This is a genomic window from Streptomyces sp. NPDC001617 (assembly GCF_053596855.1).
The window spans coordinates 28360-46769 of record NZ_JBSFHA010000040.1; the positions used below are offsets into that span (position 1 = coordinate 28360).

The 18410-nt window shown below is 70.7% G+C and carries 18 protein-coding genes; 4 read left to right on the forward strand and 14 right to left on the reverse strand.

The genetic code is table 11. The annotated features are described in order from the left end of the window. Nucleotides 1-13: 13 nt before the first annotated feature. The 7 genes from ACWC09_RS27785 to ACWC09_RS27815 all read right to left on the reverse strand — a co-directional run bounded on the left by ACWC09_RS27785 (nt 14) and on the right by ACWC09_RS27815 (nt 5981). Complete coding sequence (locus ACWC09_RS27785; RefSeq protein ID WP_450853486.1) at nt 14-958, reverse strand: type II secretion system F family protein; 945 nt, start codon at nt 956-958, stop codon at nt 14-16. Between the two features lie 12 nt (nt 959-970). Next, nucleotides 971-2308, reverse strand: coding sequence for a CpaF family protein (locus ACWC09_RS27790; RefSeq protein WP_450853487.1), 1338 nt, complete (start codon nt 2306-2308; stop codon nt 971-973). 31 nt (nt 2309-2339) lie between these two features. Continuing rightward, nucleotides 2340-2690, reverse strand: coding sequence for a TadE/TadG family type IV pilus assembly protein (locus ACWC09_RS27795; protein WP_450853489.1), 351 nt, complete (start codon nt 2688-2690; stop codon nt 2340-2342). Nucleotide 2691: 1 nt separating this feature from the next. After that, the gene (locus tag ACWC09_RS27800; protein WP_450853490.1) at nt 2692-3069 is read right to left on the reverse strand and encodes a TadE/TadG family type IV pilus assembly protein; all 378 of its coding nucleotides are present in this window, start codon (nt 3067-3069) and stop codon (nt 2692-2694) included. Then, a complete protein-coding gene (locus ACWC09_RS27805) occupies nt 3066-4322 on the reverse strand; it encodes an AAA family ATPase (RefSeq protein ID WP_450853492.1) in 1257 nt (418 codons plus the stop codon). The genes ACWC09_RS27800 and ACWC09_RS27805 overlap by 4 nt, the downstream gene beginning before the upstream one ends. A 12-nt stretch (nt 4323-4334) precedes the next feature. Then, a complete protein-coding gene (gene cpaB, locus ACWC09_RS27810) occupies nt 4335-5039 on the reverse strand; it encodes a Flp pilus assembly protein CpaB (protein WP_450853493.1) in 705 nt (234 codons plus the stop codon). A gap of 81 nt (nt 5040-5120) precedes the next feature. Then, nucleotides 5121-5981 (reverse strand): hypothetical protein, encoded by an 861-nt coding sequence (locus tag ACWC09_RS27815; RefSeq protein ID WP_450853494.1) that lies wholly within the window; start codon nt 5979-5981, stop codon nt 5121-5123. Nucleotides 5982-6226: 245 nt separating this feature from the next. Between ACWC09_RS27815 and ACWC09_RS27820 the strand changes: the two genes are divergently transcribed. Beyond that, nucleotides 6227-7918 carry a chitinase gene (locus ACWC09_RS27820; protein WP_450853495.1) on the forward strand — a complete coding sequence of 564 codons (1692 nt, stop codon included), beginning with the start codon at nt 6227-6229 and terminating at the stop codon, nt 7916-7918. Nucleotides 7919-7921: 3 nt separating this feature from the next. Here ACWC09_RS27820 and ACWC09_RS27825 read toward each other — a convergent pair whose 3' ends face one another. Next, nucleotides 7922-9814, reverse strand: coding sequence for an oxidoreductase (locus ACWC09_RS27825; protein WP_450853497.1), 1893 nt, complete (start codon nt 9812-9814; stop codon nt 7922-7924). A gap of 160 nt (nt 9815-9974) precedes the next feature. On the opposite strand from ACWC09_RS27825, the gene ACWC09_RS27830 reads away from it, so the two are divergent. Both ACWC09_RS27830 and ACWC09_RS27835 read left to right on the forward strand, forming a co-directional pair. After that, on the forward strand, nt 9975-10487 hold the full coding sequence (locus ACWC09_RS27830; protein WP_450853498.1) for a SigE family RNA polymerase sigma factor: 513 nt from the start codon (nt 9975-9977) through the stop codon (nt 10485-10487). 56 nt (nt 10488-10543) lie between these two features. Beyond that, nucleotides 10544-11809 (forward strand): hypothetical protein, encoded by a 1266-nt coding sequence (locus tag ACWC09_RS27835; protein ID WP_450853499.1) that lies wholly within the window; start codon nt 10544-10546, stop codon nt 11807-11809. A 21-nt stretch (nt 11810-11830) separates the two neighbouring features. Here ACWC09_RS27835 and ACWC09_RS27840 read toward each other — a convergent pair whose 3' ends face one another. Both ACWC09_RS27840 and ACWC09_RS27845 read right to left on the reverse strand, forming a co-directional pair. Further along, complete coding sequence (locus ACWC09_RS27840) at nt 11831-12736, reverse strand: anti-sigma factor RsbA family regulatory protein (RefSeq protein WP_450853500.1); 906 nt, start codon at nt 12734-12736, stop codon at nt 11831-11833. Then, on the reverse strand, nt 12733-13422 hold the full coding sequence (locus tag ACWC09_RS27845) for a hypothetical protein (protein ID WP_450853501.1): 690 nt from the start codon (nt 13420-13422) through the stop codon (nt 12733-12735). Before ACWC09_RS27845 ends, ACWC09_RS27840 begins: the two co-directional genes overlap by 4 nt. Nucleotides 13423-13663: 241 nt before the next feature. Between ACWC09_RS27845 and ACWC09_RS27850 the strand changes: the two genes are divergently transcribed. Next, nucleotides 13664-15007: a M14 family metallopeptidase gene (locus tag ACWC09_RS27850; protein ID WP_450853502.1), complete on the forward strand. Its 1344-nt coding sequence runs from the start codon at nt 13664-13666 to the stop codon at nt 15005-15007. Between the two features lie 120 nt (nt 15008-15127). Here ACWC09_RS27850 and ACWC09_RS27855 read toward each other — a convergent pair whose 3' ends face one another. The 4 genes from ACWC09_RS27855 to ACWC09_RS27870 all read right to left on the reverse strand — a co-directional run bounded on the left by ACWC09_RS27855 (nt 15128) and on the right by ACWC09_RS27870 (nt 18316). Further along, complete coding sequence (locus tag ACWC09_RS27855) at nt 15128-15787, reverse strand: hypothetical protein (protein ID WP_450853503.1); 660 nt, start codon at nt 15785-15787, stop codon at nt 15128-15130. Nucleotides 15788-15987: 200 nt separating this feature from the next. Beyond that, nucleotides 15988-16398 carry a RidA family protein gene (locus ACWC09_RS27860; protein WP_450853504.1) on the reverse strand — a complete coding sequence of 137 codons (411 nt, stop codon included), beginning with the start codon at nt 16396-16398 and terminating at the stop codon, nt 15988-15990. After that, nucleotides 16395-17159, reverse strand: coding sequence for an IclR family transcriptional regulator (locus tag ACWC09_RS27865; RefSeq protein ID WP_450853505.1), 765 nt, complete (start codon nt 17157-17159; stop codon nt 16395-16397). Before ACWC09_RS27865 ends, ACWC09_RS27860 begins: the two co-directional genes overlap by 4 nt. Next, nucleotides 17156-18316, reverse strand: coding sequence for a sugar kinase (locus tag ACWC09_RS27870; protein ID WP_450853506.1), 1161 nt, complete (start codon nt 18314-18316; stop codon nt 17156-17158). The genes ACWC09_RS27865 and ACWC09_RS27870 overlap by 4 nt, the downstream gene beginning before the upstream one ends. Nucleotides 18317-18410: the final 94 nt, after the last annotated feature.

Consider the following 18410-nt stretch of genomic DNA (forward strand, 5'->3'; position numbering starts at 1 on the left):
ATACCACCCTTCCTCAGACGTCGATCCGGGACATACGGCGGATGAGGAAGAACCCGACCGCGTACAGCCCGAACGCGATGATCACGCAGGCCTGGCCGATCGGGGAGCCGGTCATCCGGTCCAGGGCGCCGTCCTTGACGCCGTTCATGAGGAGCAGCGAGCCGACGCCCATGACCGGGATGGCGTACGCCGTCATGTTGACCTGGGAGAGCTGGGTGCGGATCTCGCGCCGGGTCTCCTTGCGCTCCTCCAGGGTCTCGGTGAGGTTGCGCAGGGCCCCCACGACCTGGCCGCCGGCCCGGTTGGACAGCACCAGGGTCGTGACCAGGACGACGAGTTCGCGCGAGGGCAGCCGGTCCGCGAGGTCGCCGAGGGCCTCGTCCATGGACTGGCCGATCGCCAGCTGGTTGGCCACCTTCTCCAGTTCCTCGCCGGCCGGCGCCTCCAGCTCCTCCGCCGCCATGCTGATCGCGGTGCGCAGGGCGAGGCCGGCCTGGGTGGCGTTGGCCAGGATGCGGGCGAGTTCGGGGAGTTGGTTGATGAACTTCTCGATGCGTTTCTGCCGCTGCCAGTTGAGGAACTGCACCGCCACCCAGACGCCCAGCAGTCCGGCGATCGGCCCGAAGAAGGGGGCCAGGGCGGCCTGGCCGACGAGCCACAGCGCGGCGATCGTCGCCAGCATGTAGGCGAAGAACTCGCCCGGTGTGACGTCGAGTCCGGTCGCGGCCAGCCTCAGCTCCAGCTGCCGGCCCGCCCTGGTGCGGCGCAGCCGGCGGTCGAGGTTCCGGAAGCGGCGGGTGCGGCCGGTGGACGGTATCTGGCCGGTGTGCGAGAGCCGTTCGATGAGGGCGGCCCGCTCGGACCGTCCGGTGGCGTACGCGTGCAGGCCCACGACGGCCAGGACGCAGGTCAGCAGCGTGATGCCGGTGGTGAGGGTGACGAGGTCTCGTAGCTCCATGGGGGGCGGCACCTACCTGGCTTCTCGGGTGGCTAGCTGTTCTGCGGTCTCGGCGACGCCGAAGGCCTGGGGGACGGCCTGGTTCGCCATGTAGAGGCGGTCCGCGGTACGGCGGGTGAGCGGGAAGTGCTCGAAGGCGCCGTAGATCCGCCCGTCGGGGGCCATGGGCTGGGCGTGGAAGCGGGCGACGGTGGCGAGGCGGTACGGCTCCCCGCCATGGCTGTCCAGCAGGGCGACCTCGGTGACGCGGCGGGCGCCGTCGGCGAAGCGGGTGAGCTGGATGATGACGTCGACGGCGGAGTTGATCTGGTCGTGCAGTGCCACGAAGGGGACCTCGACGTCGGACATGGAGGCCAGGGTCTGCAGCCGCATCAGCGCGTCCTCGGCGCTGTTGGCGTGGACGGTGGCGAGGGAGCCGTCGTGGCCGGTCGACATCGCCTGGAGCATGTCGAGCGACTCACCGCCGCGGACCTCACCGACGACGATGCGGTCGGGGCGCATCCGGAGGGAGTTGCGGACCAGGTCGCGGATGGAGATCTGGCCCTTGCCCTCGACGTTCGGGGGGCGGGACTCCAGCCGGATGACGTGTGACTGCTGCAACTGGAGTTCGGCGGAGTCCTCGATGGTGATGATGCGTTCGCCCTCCGGGATGAGACCGGAGAGGGCATTGAGCAGGGTCGTCTTTCCGGTGCCGGTCGCGCCCGAGACGATGATGTTGAACTTCGCCCGCACCAACCCCGCGAGCAGGAACAGGATCTGCTCGTCGAGCGAGCCGAAGCCGATCATCTCCTGGAGCGTGAAGGAGCGCGGGAAGCGGCGGATGGTGAGGGTCGCACCGGTCAGGGAGAGCGGCGGGATGATGACGTTGACGCGCTCGCCGGACGGCAGCCGCGCGTCGACCATCGGATTCGACTCGTCCACCCGCCGGTTGACCGTCGACACGATCCGCTCGATGGTCTGCATCAGTTGGTCGTGGGAGGCGAACCGGAGCGGCAACTGCTCGACCCGGCCACCGCGTTCGACGAAGATCGCGTCGGGGCCGTTCACCATGATCTCGGTGATGGACGCGTCTTCGAGGAGCGGTTCGAGGATGCCGAGACCGAGGGCCTCGTCGACCACCCGCCGGATGAGCTGCGAGCGCTCGACGGTCGACAGCACCGGGCCCTCGCGGCTGATGATGTGCCCCAGGACGCGCTCGAGCCGGGCCCGGCGCTCGGCGGCGGCCAGCGAGGACATCTCCGCGAGGTCGATCTCCTCCAGGAGCTTGGCCCGGTAGGAGGCGACCAGATGGGCGACCTCGCCCCGCTGGCTGTTCTCCTCGGGGGAGTTGATACGTGCCCGCAGGCTCATCGGTCCGTGCTCCTTGCTGTGCCGGGGTGCATCAGTGGTCCTTCGGCATGACGGCGGTCTTGCTGGCGTAGCGGTCGCCGAGTCCGGGGAACAGGCTCGGGATACGGACCCGGGAGGTGACCTGGACCTCGGTCCCGAGGTCCGCCTCCTCGCAGGTGGCCTCCAGGCTCACCGCGTTCGCGCAGTCCGCCGCGAAGTCCCGCTCCAGCGAGGCACTCCGCGCCCCCGCCCGGGCCGCCGTACCGGCCTGCTGGGCGGCGTACGCGACCAGGCCCAACTGCACGCCGGCCAGCGCCACGAGGAGCAGGATCGGGATGAACCCGAGGTACTCGATGGCGACCTGACCGCGGTCCCGACGGCGGCGCCCGATGCCGTACGCCATCTCACTTCGCCTCCTCTACGGCGCCCGCGTGGCCGTCGACCGGGAACGGGAAGCCGAGGAATCCGGGGAAGAGCACGGGCACCTTGAGGTGCACGTCGGCCGTGACATAGCCCGTCCCCCCACACGTCACCGTGGCCCCGTCCCGGTACGCGGCCGACACCTGTTTCAGCCCGGCCTCCTGGCAGGCGGCCTGGCGCGCTCCCGGCGGGGCCGCCGTCCCCGCCCGCACCGCCTCGTCGGCAGCATTCCCCGCGAGCGTGTACGTGTATCCCACCAGCACGAACTGCCACACCAGCACCAGTGTCAGGAGGATCAGCGGGGTCATGCCGAGGAACTCGATGGTGACCTGGCCCCGGTCTCCGTACCGTCGCCTCCTCATCCCCCGATCTCCCGTCGCCGCCCGAACCGCACCGAGCCCCGGTCCCCGCGCAGCCGCCCGCCCCGGTGCGAGGCCCCTTCGACGGCCCTGACCAGGCCCAGCTCCCCCGCCAGACCCCACAACGCCTGCTTCACCACGCTCTTGTTGTCGAGCTCGTGGATCCGCCCGGCGTCCACCGCGCCCTGCAACTCCTTGAAGTTCGCCGGGATCGCGGTGGCGGCGACCGCCGTGCCGGTGATCTTCTGGATCAGCTGTGGCTGGATCTCGGTCGCGCGTGAATGCCGGTTGACGACGACCGTCGTCTCCTCCGCCTTGCGTATCTGCAGCCGGTCCCACATCCGCACGGTCCGCTTGGCGCCCCGCACCGCGACCACGTCCGGTGTGGTGATCAGCAGGGCCGCGTCCGCCATCTCGACGGCCGCCGCGCCCGCTCCGCTCAACTGGGCCCCGCAGTCGACGACGACGACCTCGTACCGGGAGCGCAGCGCGCTGACGATCCCCCGTGCCGCCCGGTCGGTCACCTCCTCGCCGCGCTCGCCCTCCCCCGGTGCGAGGAGCAGCGCCACCCCGGTGTCGTGCCGGTAGACCGCGTCGGCCAGCACCCGCGGGGAGATGTCGTTGATGGCGGCCAGGTCGACCACCGAGCGCCGGAACTGCACATCCAGGTAGGAGGCGACGTCCCCGGCCTGCAGGTCCATGTCGACGAGCGCCGTACTGCGCCCGGACGCCTGTGCCGCCAGCGCCAGTTGGATGGCGGTCAGAGTGGCCCCCACCCCGCCCTTCGCCCCGCTCACCGTCACGACGGTCCCGCCGACACCGGTGAACACATCGCCCCCGACGCCCAGATGACGCCGTACGCCCGTCGACCACTGGGCGACCGCCTGCACGCGGATCGCCAGCTCCTCGTAGCTCAGCGGGAGAGCGACGAGCCCGCGGGCGCCGTAGTCCATGGCGGCCTGGAAGAGCCCGGGACTGGCGTCGGTCGTCACGAGGATGACCCCGACCGCGGGGAAGCGCAGCGCGACCTCGCGGATGAGCTCCAGGGCCGGGACGGGACCGATGCGTTCATGCACCACGACGACCTCGGGCAGCTCGTCGACCGACTCGGCGGCCAGCCGGGCGAGGGTGTCGACGAGCCCGGTGGAGTCGACGACCGGGGCCACCGGCTCGGCGTCCGGGAGCTGGCTGAGCAGGGTCGTGAGGGAACGGACCGCGTCCGCGTCACCGACGGCCGGGAGAATCCTGGTGGGCATGCGGGCGGCCTCTCACTTGTCCTTCGCGAGTTCGTACGTGCGGTCCTTGTCGGGGACCGCCGTGTCGCCGCCGGGTGCGACCAGGGCGAGCCGGACCCGCTGGGCGAACGACTCGGCGTAGGTGATCCGCTGGGCGTCGAGGGTGGAGAGGGCGAAGGTGATGGGGACGGTGTCGGTAGGCTGGTTCTTGTCGCTGCTGGAGGGATCGAGGGCCTTGATCTGACCCACCTGCAGCACCTTCGCGTTCGTTACGATGATCTTGGACTGAGCGGGGTCACCCTGCCGCTGGCCCGCGAAGGTGGCGTAGACGTTGACCGTCGAACCGGGCGTGATCTGTCCCGCCACGCCGGTCGCCGCGTCGATCATGATGGCGACCTCCTGCTGCCCCGGCTGCAGGGCGGGCTGGTCCACGATCATGTCGCTCTGCAGCAGGGAGCCGGCCTTCAGGGTCGTGACGGCGATCTTGTCCTTGATGTCCGCGATATGAGTGATCGCGTTCTCCGAAAGCCACCGTTTCGGCATGCTGATCTTCTCGAACTGGCCGGGATTCAGCTGGGTGTAGGGCTTTATCTCGCCCTTGACCTGGTACGCCGTGACCTCGGGGCCGACCTTGGACTTCACGTCGCTGATGACGGACAGGACGCCGACGAACGCGCCGAGGGCGCAGACGATCGAGAGGATCAGCAGGAGCACGCCTCGGCGCTGACGGGAGTTCATGAACCGTACAACCTCATTGGGGGATATCGGTCGAGCGGACGGGGTCGGTGCGGGCGGAACGCGGGGGTACGCCTGGGCGGTTCAGGAGCCCCTCCCGGCGGGAAGCTGCTTCGGGGTGTCGTAGAGCGGCGGCGGCATGGCGGAGCAGAAGACGCAGCGGTCGCCGATGACGTCGATGCCGCACCAGTGACAGGTGCCCTGCCGGACGGACGTGACCAGTTGGTAGAGGACCGGGAGGTCGGGCAGGTAGGCGGCGAACTCGACGAGCTTGTTCGTCCCCCACCAGGCGGCGGACTCGGCCGGCAGCGGGGCCTCCCGCAGCCCCTGCACGCTCCACTGCTTGGCCAGGGTCCCGGTCACCCAGTCCGTCTGGAGCTGCCCCTTGGCGACGACCATCCGGGTGGCGAACTCCGGCCCGGCGAGGGCGGCTCCGGGCCCGAGCTTCACGAGCTGCGGCTCGGGGTGGGCGAGTACGGCGAACTGGCTGCCCGGCACCCAGGACTTGGCGTGCGACTTCAGCCCGACGGGCACGCGGTCGAGGCGGGCGACCGAGCCGAGCAGGGCGCCGGTGTGGATGTAGTGGGTGAGCAGGCGCCCCGCGGAGGCGAGGACGCCCGGGCTCAGGTCGCAGGAGGCCAGCTGTCGTAACTGACGGGCCAGGACCGCGAGTCCGAGGGGCGGCAGATCGGGACGGAAGAGGGCGATACGGTCGCTCTCCAGCAGGGACCGAATGGTCCGGAGCCGCTGCTCCACGCCCTCCGGGGCCGCCTTCGAGGACACGACGACGAGATACCCGTACTGGTCGATGAGGGCCTGTATCGCCGCCAGCGCCTGGTCGAGAGGCCGGCGGTGCAGGTCCTGCAGGACGACGGCGGGCAGGGTCCGTTCGTCCTGCGGCGGCAGCGCCATGTCGGCACTGGTCACGGCAACGGCTGTTGGCACGCGCAGCTCCCCGTGTTGCGCCGTCGATCCACCGGGGTCAGGGGTTACTCCGGTACACCGAGATGACTTCACTGCGTGACTACCTCAGCACTGTAACCACCGCCCCGTGACCGGAGAACAGCGTTTGTGCAGCTGATGGGTAACTGACGAGGCACAAGATGCGCCAAAACGGGGCAGGTTCGAGCATCTCGCCGGTCACGAGTCGCACTCTTGACAGAAGTATTGGTCTGGACCAACTTATTGTCATGTCCCCACAGAGACGATCAGCACGGCTCTGGTCAGGAGCCGTCACCGCCGCCCTCGCGCTCTCCTTCCTGAGCGCGGGCCAGGCGTCCGCAGCGGACGTCAACAACGCCCAGAACCCCGGCTTCGAGTCCGGCCTGGGCAACTGGACCTGTTCCGCGAGCAGCGGTACGACGGTCACCTCCCCGGTGCACGGCGGCTCGGCCGCCCTGAAGGCGACGCCGGCCGGTCAGGACGACGCACAGTGCAGCCAGACGGTGGCCGTGCGGCCCGGGTCGACGTACACGCTGAGCGCCTGGGTGCAGGGCGGGTACGCCTTCCTGGGCGTGACGGGCACGGGCACGACGGACGTGTCCACGTGGACGCCGGACACGTCCTCCTGGACCCAGCTCTCGACGAGCTTCACGACGGGGTCGTCCACGACCTCCGTCACGGTGTACACGCACGGCTGGTACGGGCAGGCGGCGTACTACGCGGACGACGTGTCGGTGTACGGCCCGGACGGCGGTGGTGGTGGCTCCACGCCCACGGTCCCGTCGGCCCCGAGCGGCCTGGCTGTCAGCGGTACGACGGCCTCGTCGGTGTCGCTGGCGTGGAACGCGGTGTCGGGCGCGACCGGGTACAACGTCTACCGGGACGGCACGAAGGTCACGGCGGTGACGGGGGCGTCGGCGACGGTGACGGGCCTCTCCGCGTCGACGTCGTACTCCTTCCAGGTCACGGCGACGAACTCGGCGGGTGAGTCGGCGAAGTCGGGAGCGGTGACGGGCACGACGACGGCCTCGTCGGGTGGCGGAGGCGGCACCGCCCTGCCCAAGCACGCGGTGACCGGCTACTGGCAGGACTTCAACAACGGGGCGACGGTCCAGAAGATCTCCGACGTCTCCTCCCAGTACGACATCATCGCGGTGGCGTTCGCGGACGCGACGTCGACACCTGGCGCGGTCACCTTCAACCTGGACTCGTCGGGGCTGGGCGGCTACACGGTCGATCAGTTCAAGACGGACATCAAGGCCAAGCAGGCCGCGGGCAAGAAGGTCGTCATCTCGATCGGCGGCCAGAACGGCACGGTGTCGGTGAGCGACTCGACGTCGGCGACGAACTTCGCGAACTCGGTGTACTCGCTGATGCAGACGTACGGCTTCGACGGGGTCGACATCGACCTGGAGAACGGCATCAACGCCACATACATGTCACAGGCGTTGAGGGCGTTGTCCGCGAAGGCGGGCTCGTCCCTCGTGCTCACCATGGCCCCGCAGACGATCGACATGCAGTCGACGTCCAACGCGTACTTCCAGACCGCCCTGAACGTGAAGGACATCCTCACGGTGGTCAACATGCAGTACTACAACAGCGGTTCGATGCTGGGGTGCGACGGCAAGGTGTACAGCCAGGGGTCGGTGGACTTCCTGACCGCTCTGGCGTGCATCCAGCTGGAGGGCGGGCTGTCTCCGTCCCAGGTGGGGTTGGGGGTGCCGGCCTCGACGAGCGCCGCGGGGAGCGGGTACGTGTCGCCGACCGTGGTGAACAACGCGCTGGACTGCCTCACGGCCGGCACGAACTGCGGTTCCTTCAAGCCGTCGAAGACGTATCCCGACCTGCGGGGTGCCATGACGTGGTCGACCAACTGGGACGCGGCGGCGGGGAGTGCCTGGTCCGGGACGGTGGGGCCGCATGTGCACGGGCTGGCGTGATCATCAGCTCCTCCGTAGGACGCGCCCCGCTCCGGCCGCGACGGTGGTCGCCAGCAGCCAGCCGGTTCCGATGAGCACGATGCCCACCCACTGCATGACTCCGGACGGCTCGTACGCCCGCTCCTGGCCCAGATCCACCAGCGGCAGCAGGAGATCCAGGGTGTAGATGACGGACTGGAAGCGCGGATACGGGCCGCCGCCCACGGGCTCGGGGGGCCGGGCCGCGAAGAGTGCGGAGCCGACGACCAGGAGGCACACCAGCAGCCATACGGCCCGCAGTGGGCGGTACCCGTAGCCGACCGTCGCGTCCTGCAGGAGGCTCCACAGCCGGGCGGGGGGCGCGAGGGTCGGCCGCAGGCTGCGTTGCTTGGCGACGAGGACGGTCCGTGCGGCGGCGTCCCAGCCGTGGCGCCGGTAGACCTCGGCGAGTTGCTCGTACGGCTGGGGCGTGAAGCCGTCCGGGTCCCGCCCCAGCCAGGGGAGGCGTTCCCCGGCGTGCAGGGTGGGGCGGAGGATGTCGTAGACGGTGCCGTCCAGGATCAGGGAGGCGGGCCAGGTCGCGGGGTCGTCCCAGATCAGCGCCGCCTTGGTACGGCTGAGGTCGACGCCGCCCCTGGGCGGCTCGCGGAACTGGAGAAACAGTGCGGCGGCCGTCGTACCGCGGCAGGCGAGGGCTTCCTCACCGACGACCGTATCCAGGATCGCGCCCTTGAAGGACAGGGAGCTGCGGATGGTGGCGTTGCTCATGCCGATCTTGCCGTGGACGGTGAACCCGCGGCTGAAGTGCGCGACGCCTCCGACGTCGACGCCGTGGGCGCTCAGGGCGGTCGGGCTGCTGTCGGGGGCCGTCAGTTCGGCGCCCTCCAGCAGCACCGACCCGCCGATCCGGGCGTCGCACAGGTTGATGGTGCCGTGTGCGGTCAGTCCGTCCTGACCGTCGAAGTCACCCCCGATGTGTGTGCGGGCCGCCGTGAGCGCCGTACCCGAAGGGTGGGTGAGGCGGGCGCCCCTGAGGACGACGCTGCCGCGGATCGACGTGTCCGCGAGGGTGATCGGGCCCTCGACGACGAGCCCCCGCTCGGCCTGGATGTCGCCTCCGATCTGTGCGCAGCCCAGATGGAGCGCGTAGTCGCCCGCGTCCGGACCCGGGCCGGTGAGGGTGGCGTCGAGCAACTCCACCGACGCCCCGATCGAGGCCCCACAGAGGTTGACCGTTCCGGTGCACGAGAAGCCGTGCCCCAGGTACAGGCCACCGCCGACCGTGAGTTCGGACATCTGGAGACTGCCTGTGGGGCTGCTGATGGTCGCTCCCCGCAGCACGAGGGCGTCCTGCACCCGGGCGTTGTTCAGGTGGACGGCTCCCGCGCAGTCCAGGTCCGTCGCCCACAGTGATTCGTCCACGGCGACGGACTGGGCGGCGACACCGGTTTCTCCCGGCGCGGGACGGACCGTTGTGCCGTCGAGGGACAGATGGGTGCCGACGTTGAGGGAGCGCAGGTCCAGAGTGCCGTCGACCGCGCAGCGGGTGACCTTGAACTCCTGGGCGATGCGGGCGCTGTGCGCACGCAGGCCGGGCAGACGGCACTCGTCGAGTTCAAGGGCCTCCAACTGCGCGCCCTCCAGCCGCGGCGCCTCGTCGAAACGGCACCCCCGCAGACGTACGGCCCCTCGTACGACGGCCTCGGACAGGTCCGCCCGCCCCCGTATCCGCACACCGCGCAGCCGGAGCCGGGCCAGATGGCCGGGTCGCGGGGGCGGCGCGGCCAGCAGCAGCCGGCGCACGGCCTCCCCACGCACCTCCGGCACCCCCTCGCACCACTCCCCGCGGCGGTACGACTCCCACATACGGCACTCGCCCGCGTCCCACCCTGTCGGTGGGCCGTCGTCGTCCACCACCCGAGTCCCCCTCGCAGCAACGCCGTTCCGGCATCACTTCGGTTCCCAGGGCGGGGGCGGATTATCCGCGATGCGCGAGGCACATGACGTGAAACATTTTCCCGCCCCCACCGCATCAATGAAGTGAGAGCGGCACGCATCAGCAGCAGGGGGAGCACAGATGAGACAGGCGCGGGCGGACGAGTACGCGGAGTTCGCTGCTGTGCGTGCCGGGCATCTGTACCGCGCCGCCTGTCTTCTCACCGCGGGCGACACGCATCTGGCCGAGGATCTGGTGCAGGAGACCCTCGGGCGGCTGTACGTCAGTTGGGGGCGGGTGTCGCGGGTCGGGAACCCGGCGGGGTACGCGCAGACCGTGCTCGCCCGTACCTTTCTCGCCCACCAGCGGAAGAGGAGCAGTACCGAGCGCGCCACCGCCGAGCTTCCCGATCTGCCCGACGAACACTCCGGCCGTGACACGCCGTTGCGCCTGACCCTGCTGGAGGCGCTCGGCCGGCTGCCCGTCAAGGACCGGGCCGTCGTCGTGCTGCGGTACTGGGAGGACCGGTCCGTCGAGGAGACCGCCCAGGTCATGAACTCCAGTTCCGCCGCCGTGCGTACGCGGTGCGTCCGTGCGCTGGGGCGGCTGCGCGAGCTGCTCGGTGAGGACCTGGGCAAGTACGCCCGTTCCTGAACCTCCCCACCACACAACACCTCGACCTTCATCCCTTCGTGAAACGGTGGTCCGTCATGCCCGTCGAAGAGCACAACGACACCTACGACCCCTTTGAGGAGCGGCTTTCCTTCGAGCTGCGGGAAACCGGCGCCGCCTTCGACACCGACCGCGCCGCCCTCGTCACCGCCGGGGCCCTCAAGGGCCGACGACGGCTGCTGCGCCGCCGGGCCGCCGTCGTGGGCGGGGCCGCGTCCCTCGTGGTCGTCGGGTTGGGCGGGGCGCTGCTGCTGCCCGGCGGTTCCGGAACGGCAGGTCGGGACGGGGCCTCGGTCGGCGCCGACAGGCCCTCGGCCGCCGGCACGCCCGCCCCCTCGCCCGTCTCCGGCCCACGACTCATCCGCACCCTCGAAAAACTGCTCCCCGAGGGCAGGTTCAGCCAGGCCGAGGCGCGGGGGACGGACGAGGAGCCGGGGCCGTACGTGCATCTCGTCTACGACGACGGAAAGGGCGCCGCGGCCATCGGCGTCGCCCTCGGGCGGGTGGAGCCGGGCAGTGACGAGGCCCGGCAGGTCACCGAGTGCCCGGGCAAGGTGTTCTCGCACTACGACGCCTGCAGCACCACCCGGCTGCCGGACAGCTCCGTGGTCATGGTCCTGCAGGGGTACGAGTATCCGGACCGCCGCGTGGAGACCAAGTGGTGGAGCGCCGAGCTCGTCACGCCGCAGGGGCAGCACGTGAGTGTGAGCGAGTGGAACGCCGCGGCCGAGAAGGACTCGCCGATCACCCGGGACGAACCGCCCCTCTCCCCCGCCCGGTTGAGGACGCTCGCCGCCGCCTCCGCCTGGCGGGACGCCGTCGACGCCATTCCCGAGGACACGAGCAAGCCGTCCGCGCGGCCCAGCGACACCGAGACCGCCTCCGCCGTACCCATCGCGTCGACGCTCAAGTCCCTGCTGCCCAAGGGGAAGAAGTTCACGTTCTCCGAGGACAGCGGCGACGACTCCGGCTTCGGCTACCTCGTCCTCGACGACGGCAAGGGCAAGAGCCTCGTCCAGGTCAATGTGCAGGGCGACATGTCCGATGTCGCGGGGGACCTCTTCGGGTCCGGCTCCCAGACCCTGGCCGACGGGACCAAGGTCGCCGTGCATCAGGGGCCCGGCGAGAAGGGCGGTTCGGGGGTCGTCATGTGGACGGTCGACACGCTGCGGACCGACGGGCGGCGCGTGGTCGTCAGCGCCTTCAACTCCGGGGCCCAGGACACTCCCGCCACCCGCACGGCCCCCGCGCTGACCGTCGGGCAGCTCCGCGCGATCGCCCTCAGCCCCGAGTGGCTCCGATAGCGGCTCAGAACCTTCCCGTGCCTACCCGTACTGCAGCCGTACGGTCGCCCCGTGGTCGTCGTCGCGGATGTCCACGTACGCACACACCTGGCGGGCGAACCACAGCCCCTGTTCCGGTTCCAGCTCCGCGGCGGGCGGCGGGACGAAGCCGGCCAGCGGGTTGGCGACCCGGTTGGCGGTGCGCAGTTCGCACACGCAGGACGGCGCCTCGCCCCACAGGCGCGCCGAGGTGACGCGGCCGAGGGAGGCCGTCGCCGCGATGACCGACTCGGCGAACAACTCCGCGTCCACGCGGGTGAGTCCACGGTCCATGGCCTGGGCGCGCACGGCGTCCGCGTACGGCTCCCCCAGGTCCTCCGCGTCCGGCGACGACGGCGACAGCGGTACGGCGTCCAGCTCGGCGGCGAGGCGGACGGGGTCCTCGTACACGCCGCTGTCGGGGTGGGCGCGGCGGGCGGCGTCGACGACGGACTCTCCGGCGGTCCGGGTGTCGTAGGCGCACAGGGCCGTCGTCGCCATGGGCGCGAAGAGGAGGTTGGCGAGGGCCTCGTAGCGGATCCACTCGGCGGTCTCGCGGGCGGAGCGACCGGCGCGGCCGTCCCAGACGGGTTCCATGAGGAGGTGGATACGGCCGCCGGGTCCGGCGCTGTGGGCGAGGTAACCGGCGCCCTGGGCCACGGCGTTGGCGGCCGAGCCGGTGTACCAGTGGGTGTGCGCGATGAAGGCGACGTCCTTCGCGTCGGCGCCGAGCGCGTCGCGCAGGAGGTCCAGCTTCTCGGGGGCGGCGATGGCGACGGGCGGGGGTTCGCCGGGCGCGCCGAGGCCCTCGGCGAGGAAGGGCAGGGCGGCGGCCACGAACGCGTCGTCCGCGCCGAAGACGGCCATGCGGTGGTCGAAGGGGGACAGTTCGGAAGGTGCTGCGGTCATGGTTCTCCTCCGTGGCAGGGGGTGAGATCGGCTTCCGCGCCGGGGTTCAGCTCTGGGGGGGCGATGACGAGGCGGTCGGTGATCTGCTGGTTGGCGGGGCCCTGGGCGACGAGCTGGGCGGCCTCGGACTCGCGGCGGGTGGGACGGATGCCGGGCGCGCGGCTCGACTCGCGTCTCGGCGAGGGTTGTTCGTGGGGTGCGTCGTCCACCGCGTATCCGACGGTCTCCACGAGTCCGAGTGCGCCGCCACGCGCGTACGCCCGCTCGAAGGCGGCCTCTCCGACGGCCCGGCGGGCGCGGGTCTCACTGACCCGTCCGGTCGCGCCGAGCGCCTGGGAGCCCCAGCGGCCGCGGTCGACGTCGGCCCAGACGCGGTCGGCGCCGTCGAGCAGGACGGCCGCGCGTTCGGAGGCGCCGCGCCGGGCGGCGCCGAGGGCGGCGCAGGCCGGCAGGAGGTGCTCGCAGTTGTCGAGGGCGTCGGCGTCGGCGATGGGGACGAGCGCCGGGTCGTGCCGCCCGGCCGGCTGCACCAGGCGTACACCGTCCGGGAAGCCGCGCTCGACGCGGGCCGCGATCCGTGCGGCCAGGCGTGTCGTGCCGACGCACCCGGCGCGGTCGGCGTGACCAGCCGCGCCCGCGCCGGCAGCTCGCGGCCCTCGGTCTGTTCGCGGCGCTGATCCGCCCATGATCAGCCTCCCGTAGAAACGGAATCTCACTCTCCTCCGGATTCGGCATATATGCACGTTCCGCTCACACGAGCGAGTGCACTTTGACGGAGGCGGGTGCGGGGGCGATGGGCGCGCGTACACTACGCGGCCGGTTTTCGCTCTCTTGACCTGTCCATGCCATTCCGTGACCATGGGCGGCACCCGCACGTTTACACCCGTACGTCGCACGAACAACCCCCCAACTCCCTCAGGAGACTTCATGCGACTTCGTATTCGAGGCCGGGACGCCCGCGGCGGCAGACGCACCGCCGCCCTCGCCACCCTGCTCGCCCTGGCCCTCGCGGCGCCCCTCTCCGCGAACGCCGACAGTGCGCGCCCTGCTGCCCCCTCGGCCGACGACATCCACCAGTACGAGATCCACGTCGACCACAACACCCCGGTCACCCGCACCGCCATCGCCGCCGCGGGGGTCACGGTGGACGAGGCCGACGAGGAGACGGTGGTCGTCTCCGGACGGGCGTCGCAGATCAAGCAGCTCCGCCGACAGGGCTACGACGTCTCGCTGTTGGGCTCGGCACCGGACAGGTCGGCCGGCTCGGACGACGTACGTCTCTACGACTTCCCCTCGGCCGACTCGAAGTACCACAACTACGCCGAGGCCAACGCGGAGATCGACCAGCGGCTGGCCGCGTACCCGGGCATCATGAGCAAGCGGGTGATCGGCAAGTCGTACGAGGGCCGGGACATCGTGGCCATCAAGGTCAGCGACAACGTGGCCACGGACGAGAACGAGCCGGAGGTGCTGTTCACCTTCCACCAGCACGCGCGTGAGCACCTGACGGTGGAGATGGCGCTGTATCTGCTGCGGGAGTTGGGGGCCGGGTACGGCAGCGACTCCCGGGTCACCAACATGGTGAACAACCGCGAGATCTGGATCGTGCCCGACCTCAACCCGGACGGCGGGGAGTACGACATCGCGACGGGCTCGTACCGGTCGTGGCGCAAGAACCGCCAGCCGAACTCGGGGTCCTCGAATGTCGGCACGGACCTCAACCGCAACTGGAACTACAGGTGGGGCTGCTGCGGCGGCTCGTCGGGGTCGACGTCGTCCGAGACGTACCGGGGTTCGGCCGCCGAGTCGGCGCCCGAGGTGAAGGTGGTCGCCGACTTCGTCCGCAGCCGGGTGGTGGGCGGTGTCCAGCAGATCAAGGCGGGCATCGACTTCCACACGTACAGCGAGCTGGTGCTGTGGCCGTTCGGGTACACGTACTCGGACACGACGACCGGGATGACGGCGGACGACTACAACGCCTTCCGGACGGTCGGGCAGAAGATGGCCGCCAGCAACGGTTACACCGCCGAGCAGTCGAGCGACCTGTACATCACCGACGGGTCGATCGACGACTATCTCTGGGGCAGCCAGAAGATCTTCGACTACACCTTCGAGATGTATCCGACGTCGAGCTCCGCGGGCGGTTTCTACCCGCCCGACGAGGTGATCGAGCGGGAGACGTCACGGAACCGGGACGCGGTGCTGCAGCTGCTGGAGAACGCGGACTGCATGTACCGGTCGATCGGGAAGGAGGCGCAGTACTGCGCCTAGTCGGCGGCGGTTCGGCCGGGGGCCTGCGATGGCCGGGCCCCCGGCTCGGCCTGTTCCGCGGCCACGATGGTCTCCCTCAACACCTCACGGGCGGCGGTGAGTTCGGCTGGGCGCCGGTTGCTAGGGCTTCTCGGCCTTGCTCGCGGCCTCGGTGTCGACCACGTCCTCGTCCGCGCTCTTCTCATCGGCCTCGGCGTCGGCTTCGGTCTCGACGTCGGCCTCATCCTTGCCGTCGGTCTCGGCGTCGGTCTCGGCCTCCCCGTCCTCGAAGTACGCGTCGAGGACCGCGTCCAACTGCCCTTCCCACTCCGTGAAGCGGGAGCGGGAGTCGGCCTCGATCTCGATCGGGTACCAGCGGCGATCGGGGGTGTGGACCGTGATGGTGAACCGCTTGCCGAAGCGCGGGGTCTCCGTCTCGACGGCACCGACCTCGTCCCAGCGGAACTCGCACTCCTGGTCGTCGAGGGCCAGGCGTACGCCCCTGTGGTCGGCGACGATCTTCGCGCGACGGTCGGAGGCCTCGAAGACGGGGCCCTCGGGGGCCTCTTCCTCTTCGGGCTCCCCGCCCTCGTCCTCCTCCGAAGCCTCTGCCTCGGCGTCGATGTCCCCGAGACCCTCGGTGTCCTCGACGTCCTCGGCCTCCGGCTCGGCCGGCCTGGCGTCCTCCGGCTCCTCGGCCGCGGGTGCGGTGATCCCGGGAATGAAGGCCGGGTCGAATCCGGCGCCCTTCACGGGCTCGCCCTTCAGGGGCTGGCTGCTCGAACCTATGCGCTGCTCCACAGCGGGAAGTATGGCGGACGAAGCTGTGCCGTGGGGCTCCGGGGGCGGGAGAGGCTCACGGGATGGACTCATTCGTCCATGAATACGATGCGACGAGCGGGGCCCGTGCTGCCCTGCTCCGTTCTCGGGGCGCCCCGAGAACAACCTCTGCACGAAGAGAAGAAGCGACACCGTCTCCGGCACGGTCCCCGTGCGATGGTCTATCCGAGCACGGCGAGGGCGTCGATCTCGATCAGCAGCCCCGCGGGCAAACCGACATACACCGTGGTGCGTGCGGGTGCGGCCTGCGTGAGCCCCTGCTCCTCGAAATACCGGTCGTACATCTCGTTGAACTCGGCGAAGTGCCCCGTGTCCGTCAGGTAGACGCGGATCATCATCACGTCGTCCCAGCTCGCACCGCCCTCTTCCAGGATCGCCTTGACGTTGGCGAGGGTCTGCAGGGTCTGCTCGCGCAGGGTGGGACCGGCCGGCGTCGGGGGCTTGCCCTCCTCGGCCGGAAGGAAGCCCACCTGGCCGGCGACCTGGAGGATGTCGCCCTTCCTGACGCCGTGGGAGAACTTCGCGGGCGGGGTGGTGTGGGTCTTGGGGGTGAGGGCGATCTTCTCGGTCATGAGGTGACTTCCTTGACGGGGGTTCTGCCTGAGTACTCGCCGCTGATCGCGTCGGCCGTGCGGCGCACCAGCGGGAGCAGGGTGAGGAGTTCGTCGGCGGTGACGACGACGTTGGGCGCGGAGACCGACATGGCGGCCACGACCCGGCCGTCGGCGCCGCGGATGGGGGCTCCGACGCAGTTGATGGACTCCTCGTGGCCGCCGAGGTCGGTGGCCCAGCCCTGTTCGCGGACCTTCTCCAACTCCCGCAGGAAAGCCGGTGCGTTGGGGATGGAACGGGGCGTGTACATGGGGTACTCGAGCTTCTCGGCCAGCGCCCGCCGCTCGCCCTCGGACAGATCGGCGAGGAGGAGCTTCGCCACGGCGGCGACGGTGATGGCGACCGGCTTCCCGATCCGCGAGTACATCCGCACGGGGTACCGGCTCTCCACCTTGTCGATGTACAGCACCTCGTCCTCCTCGTACACCGCGAGATGGACGGTGTGTCCGCACTGCTCGTTGAGGCGTACGAGGTGGGGGTGGGCGATCTCGCGGATGTCGAGGTTCTCCATGGCCTCCTGGGCGAGCGCGATCAGGCGGGCGCCGAGGCGGTAGCGCTGGTCGGACTGGCGGTAGACCATGCCGTGCTCGTGGAGCGTGCGCAGCAGGCGCAGGGCCGTGGACTTGTGCACGCCGAGGCGGTCGGCGACCTGACCGAGGTCGGCGGGGCCCTCGGCGAGCAGCGGCAGGATGCTGAGCGCTCGGTCGACGGTCTGGCTCATGGGGTGCGTACCTCCTCCGGGGCCTGCTCGGCTTGCGTCCAGCCGGGGCCGAGTCGAAGTGTCCCCCACGCGGTGTCGTCGAGAGCGGCGAGGCGGTCGGCGTGGCCCCTGGCCGGCGGTACGGCGAGGTCGCCGGGGACGGTGAGGGCGGCTGCCGCCATGAGGTGGCCGTGGCGGAGGCGGGCCGGGACGGGGAGATCACGAAGGGTGGCGGAGAGAAACCCGGCGGCGAAGGCGTCCCCGGCTCCGATGGGCGAGACGACTGCGACATCGAGGGCGGGAACGAAGGTGGTCGAGGGGTGGGGACGGCCGGCTGCGGCTTTCGACGCCGGGCCGCCGGCCCATCCAAGGGGCGCGGGGCGATATGCGGCTCCGCCGCGGGGTGCGACCGGCCCACGACCACCCGCGGCCGACACAAAGGCGGTGGCCCCCACTCCTCCCTGCTTCACCACCAGCACCTCAGGCTCGGGCAACACAGCGCGAATCGCCTCCGGCCCGCCCGTCACCCCCCACGCCTCCTCCGCCTCGTCCTCCCCCACGAACACCACATCGGCCCCGCGCGCCAGTTCCAGCAGCACACCCGGCCCTTCCCCGTCCCCCCACAGCCCCGCCCGATGGTTCACGTCGAACGACACCAGCGGCCGCCCGCCCCCCGGCGCCGTCAGCTCACGCATCAGCTCCAGGCACCCCTCGGACAGCGCCGCCGTGATCCCCGACAGATGCAGCACCCGCCCCCCGCGCACCGCACCGAGGTCGGTGTTCCCCACGGTCATCGCGGAGGCGGCCGACCCGGCCCGGTAGTACGCCACCTCGTGCGCGTCCGTCGCCCGGTCCCCCGCCGTGCGGAAGTAGATGCCGGTCGGACGCGCCGTGTCCCTCCGCACGGCCGATACGTCGACCCCGTACCCCCCGATCGTCTCCACCAGATGGTCCCCGAACCCGTCGGCCCCCACCCTGCTCACCCACCGCACGGAATGCCCGGCCGCCGCCAGGACACACGCCACGTTGGACTCCGCCCCGCCGATCCCCCGCTCGAACGACGGCACATCGGCGAGGCGACCCGGACGGGAGGGCAGGAAGGTGACCATGGACTCGCCGAGCGCTACGACGTCCGCGCCGTCGACGACGCGGGCATTGCGGGGTCCGTCGGCGGTCACGATCGTCGTAGCTCCCAGGTCGTGTGCGGGCGAGTGAAGCGAGAGGGGGGTCCCCCCGGCCGAAGGCTGGGGGAGGCTCCGTTGACCCCACGTG

Excerpts from the sequence above, each read along its gene's own strand:
- ACWC09_RS27805 (WP_450853492.1), bottom strand. The coding sequence starts at position 4,322 with ATGCCCACCAGGATTCTCCCGGCCGTCGGTGACGCGGACGCGGTCCGT.
- ACWC09_RS27845 (WP_450853501.1), bottom strand. The coding sequence starts at position 13,422 with ATGGGCGGATCAGCGCCGCGAACAGACCGAGGGCCGCGAGCTGCCGGC.
- ACWC09_RS27820 (WP_450853495.1), top strand. The coding sequence starts at position 6,227 with ATGTCCCCACAGAGACGATCAGCACGGCTCTGGTCAGGAGCCGTCACC.
- ACWC09_RS27795 (WP_450853489.1), bottom strand. The coding sequence starts at position 2,690 with ATGGCGTACGGCATCGGGCGCCGCCGTCGGGACCGCGGTCAGGTCGCC.
- ACWC09_RS27800 (WP_450853490.1), bottom strand. The coding sequence starts at position 3,069 with ATGAGGAGGCGACGGTACGGAGACCGGGGCCAGGTCACCATCGAGTTC.
- ACWC09_RS27830 (WP_450853498.1), top strand. The coding sequence starts at position 9,975 with ATGAGACAGGCGCGGGCGGACGAGTACGCGGAGTTCGCTGCTGTGCGT.
- cpaB (WP_450853493.1), bottom strand. The coding sequence starts at position 5,039 with ATGAACTCCCGTCAGCGCCGAGGCGTGCTCCTGCTGATCCTCTCGATC.
- ACWC09_RS27785 (WP_450853486.1), bottom strand. The coding sequence starts at position 958 with ATGGAGCTACGAGACCTCGTCACCCTCACCACCGGCATCACGCTGCTG.
- ACWC09_RS27860 (WP_450853504.1), bottom strand. The coding sequence starts at position 16,398 with ATGACCGAGAAGATCGCCCTCACCCCCAAGACCCACACCACCCCGCCC.
- ACWC09_RS27850 (WP_450853502.1), top strand. The coding sequence starts at position 13,664 with ATGCGACTTCGTATTCGAGGCCGGGACGCCCGCGGCGGCAGACGCACC.
- ACWC09_RS27840 (WP_450853500.1), bottom strand. The coding sequence starts at position 12,736 with ATGACCGCAGCACCTTCCGAACTGTCCCCCTTCGACCACCGCATGGCC.
- ACWC09_RS27835 (WP_450853499.1), top strand. The coding sequence starts at position 10,544 with ATGCCCGTCGAAGAGCACAACGACACCTACGACCCCTTTGAGGAGCGG.
- ACWC09_RS27790 (WP_450853487.1), bottom strand. The coding sequence starts at position 2,308 with ATGAGCCTGCGGGCACGTATCAACTCCCCCGAGGAGAACAGCCAGCGG.
- ACWC09_RS27865 (WP_450853505.1), bottom strand. The coding sequence starts at position 17,159 with ATGAGCCAGACCGTCGACCGAGCGCTCAGCATCCTGCCGCTGCTCGCC.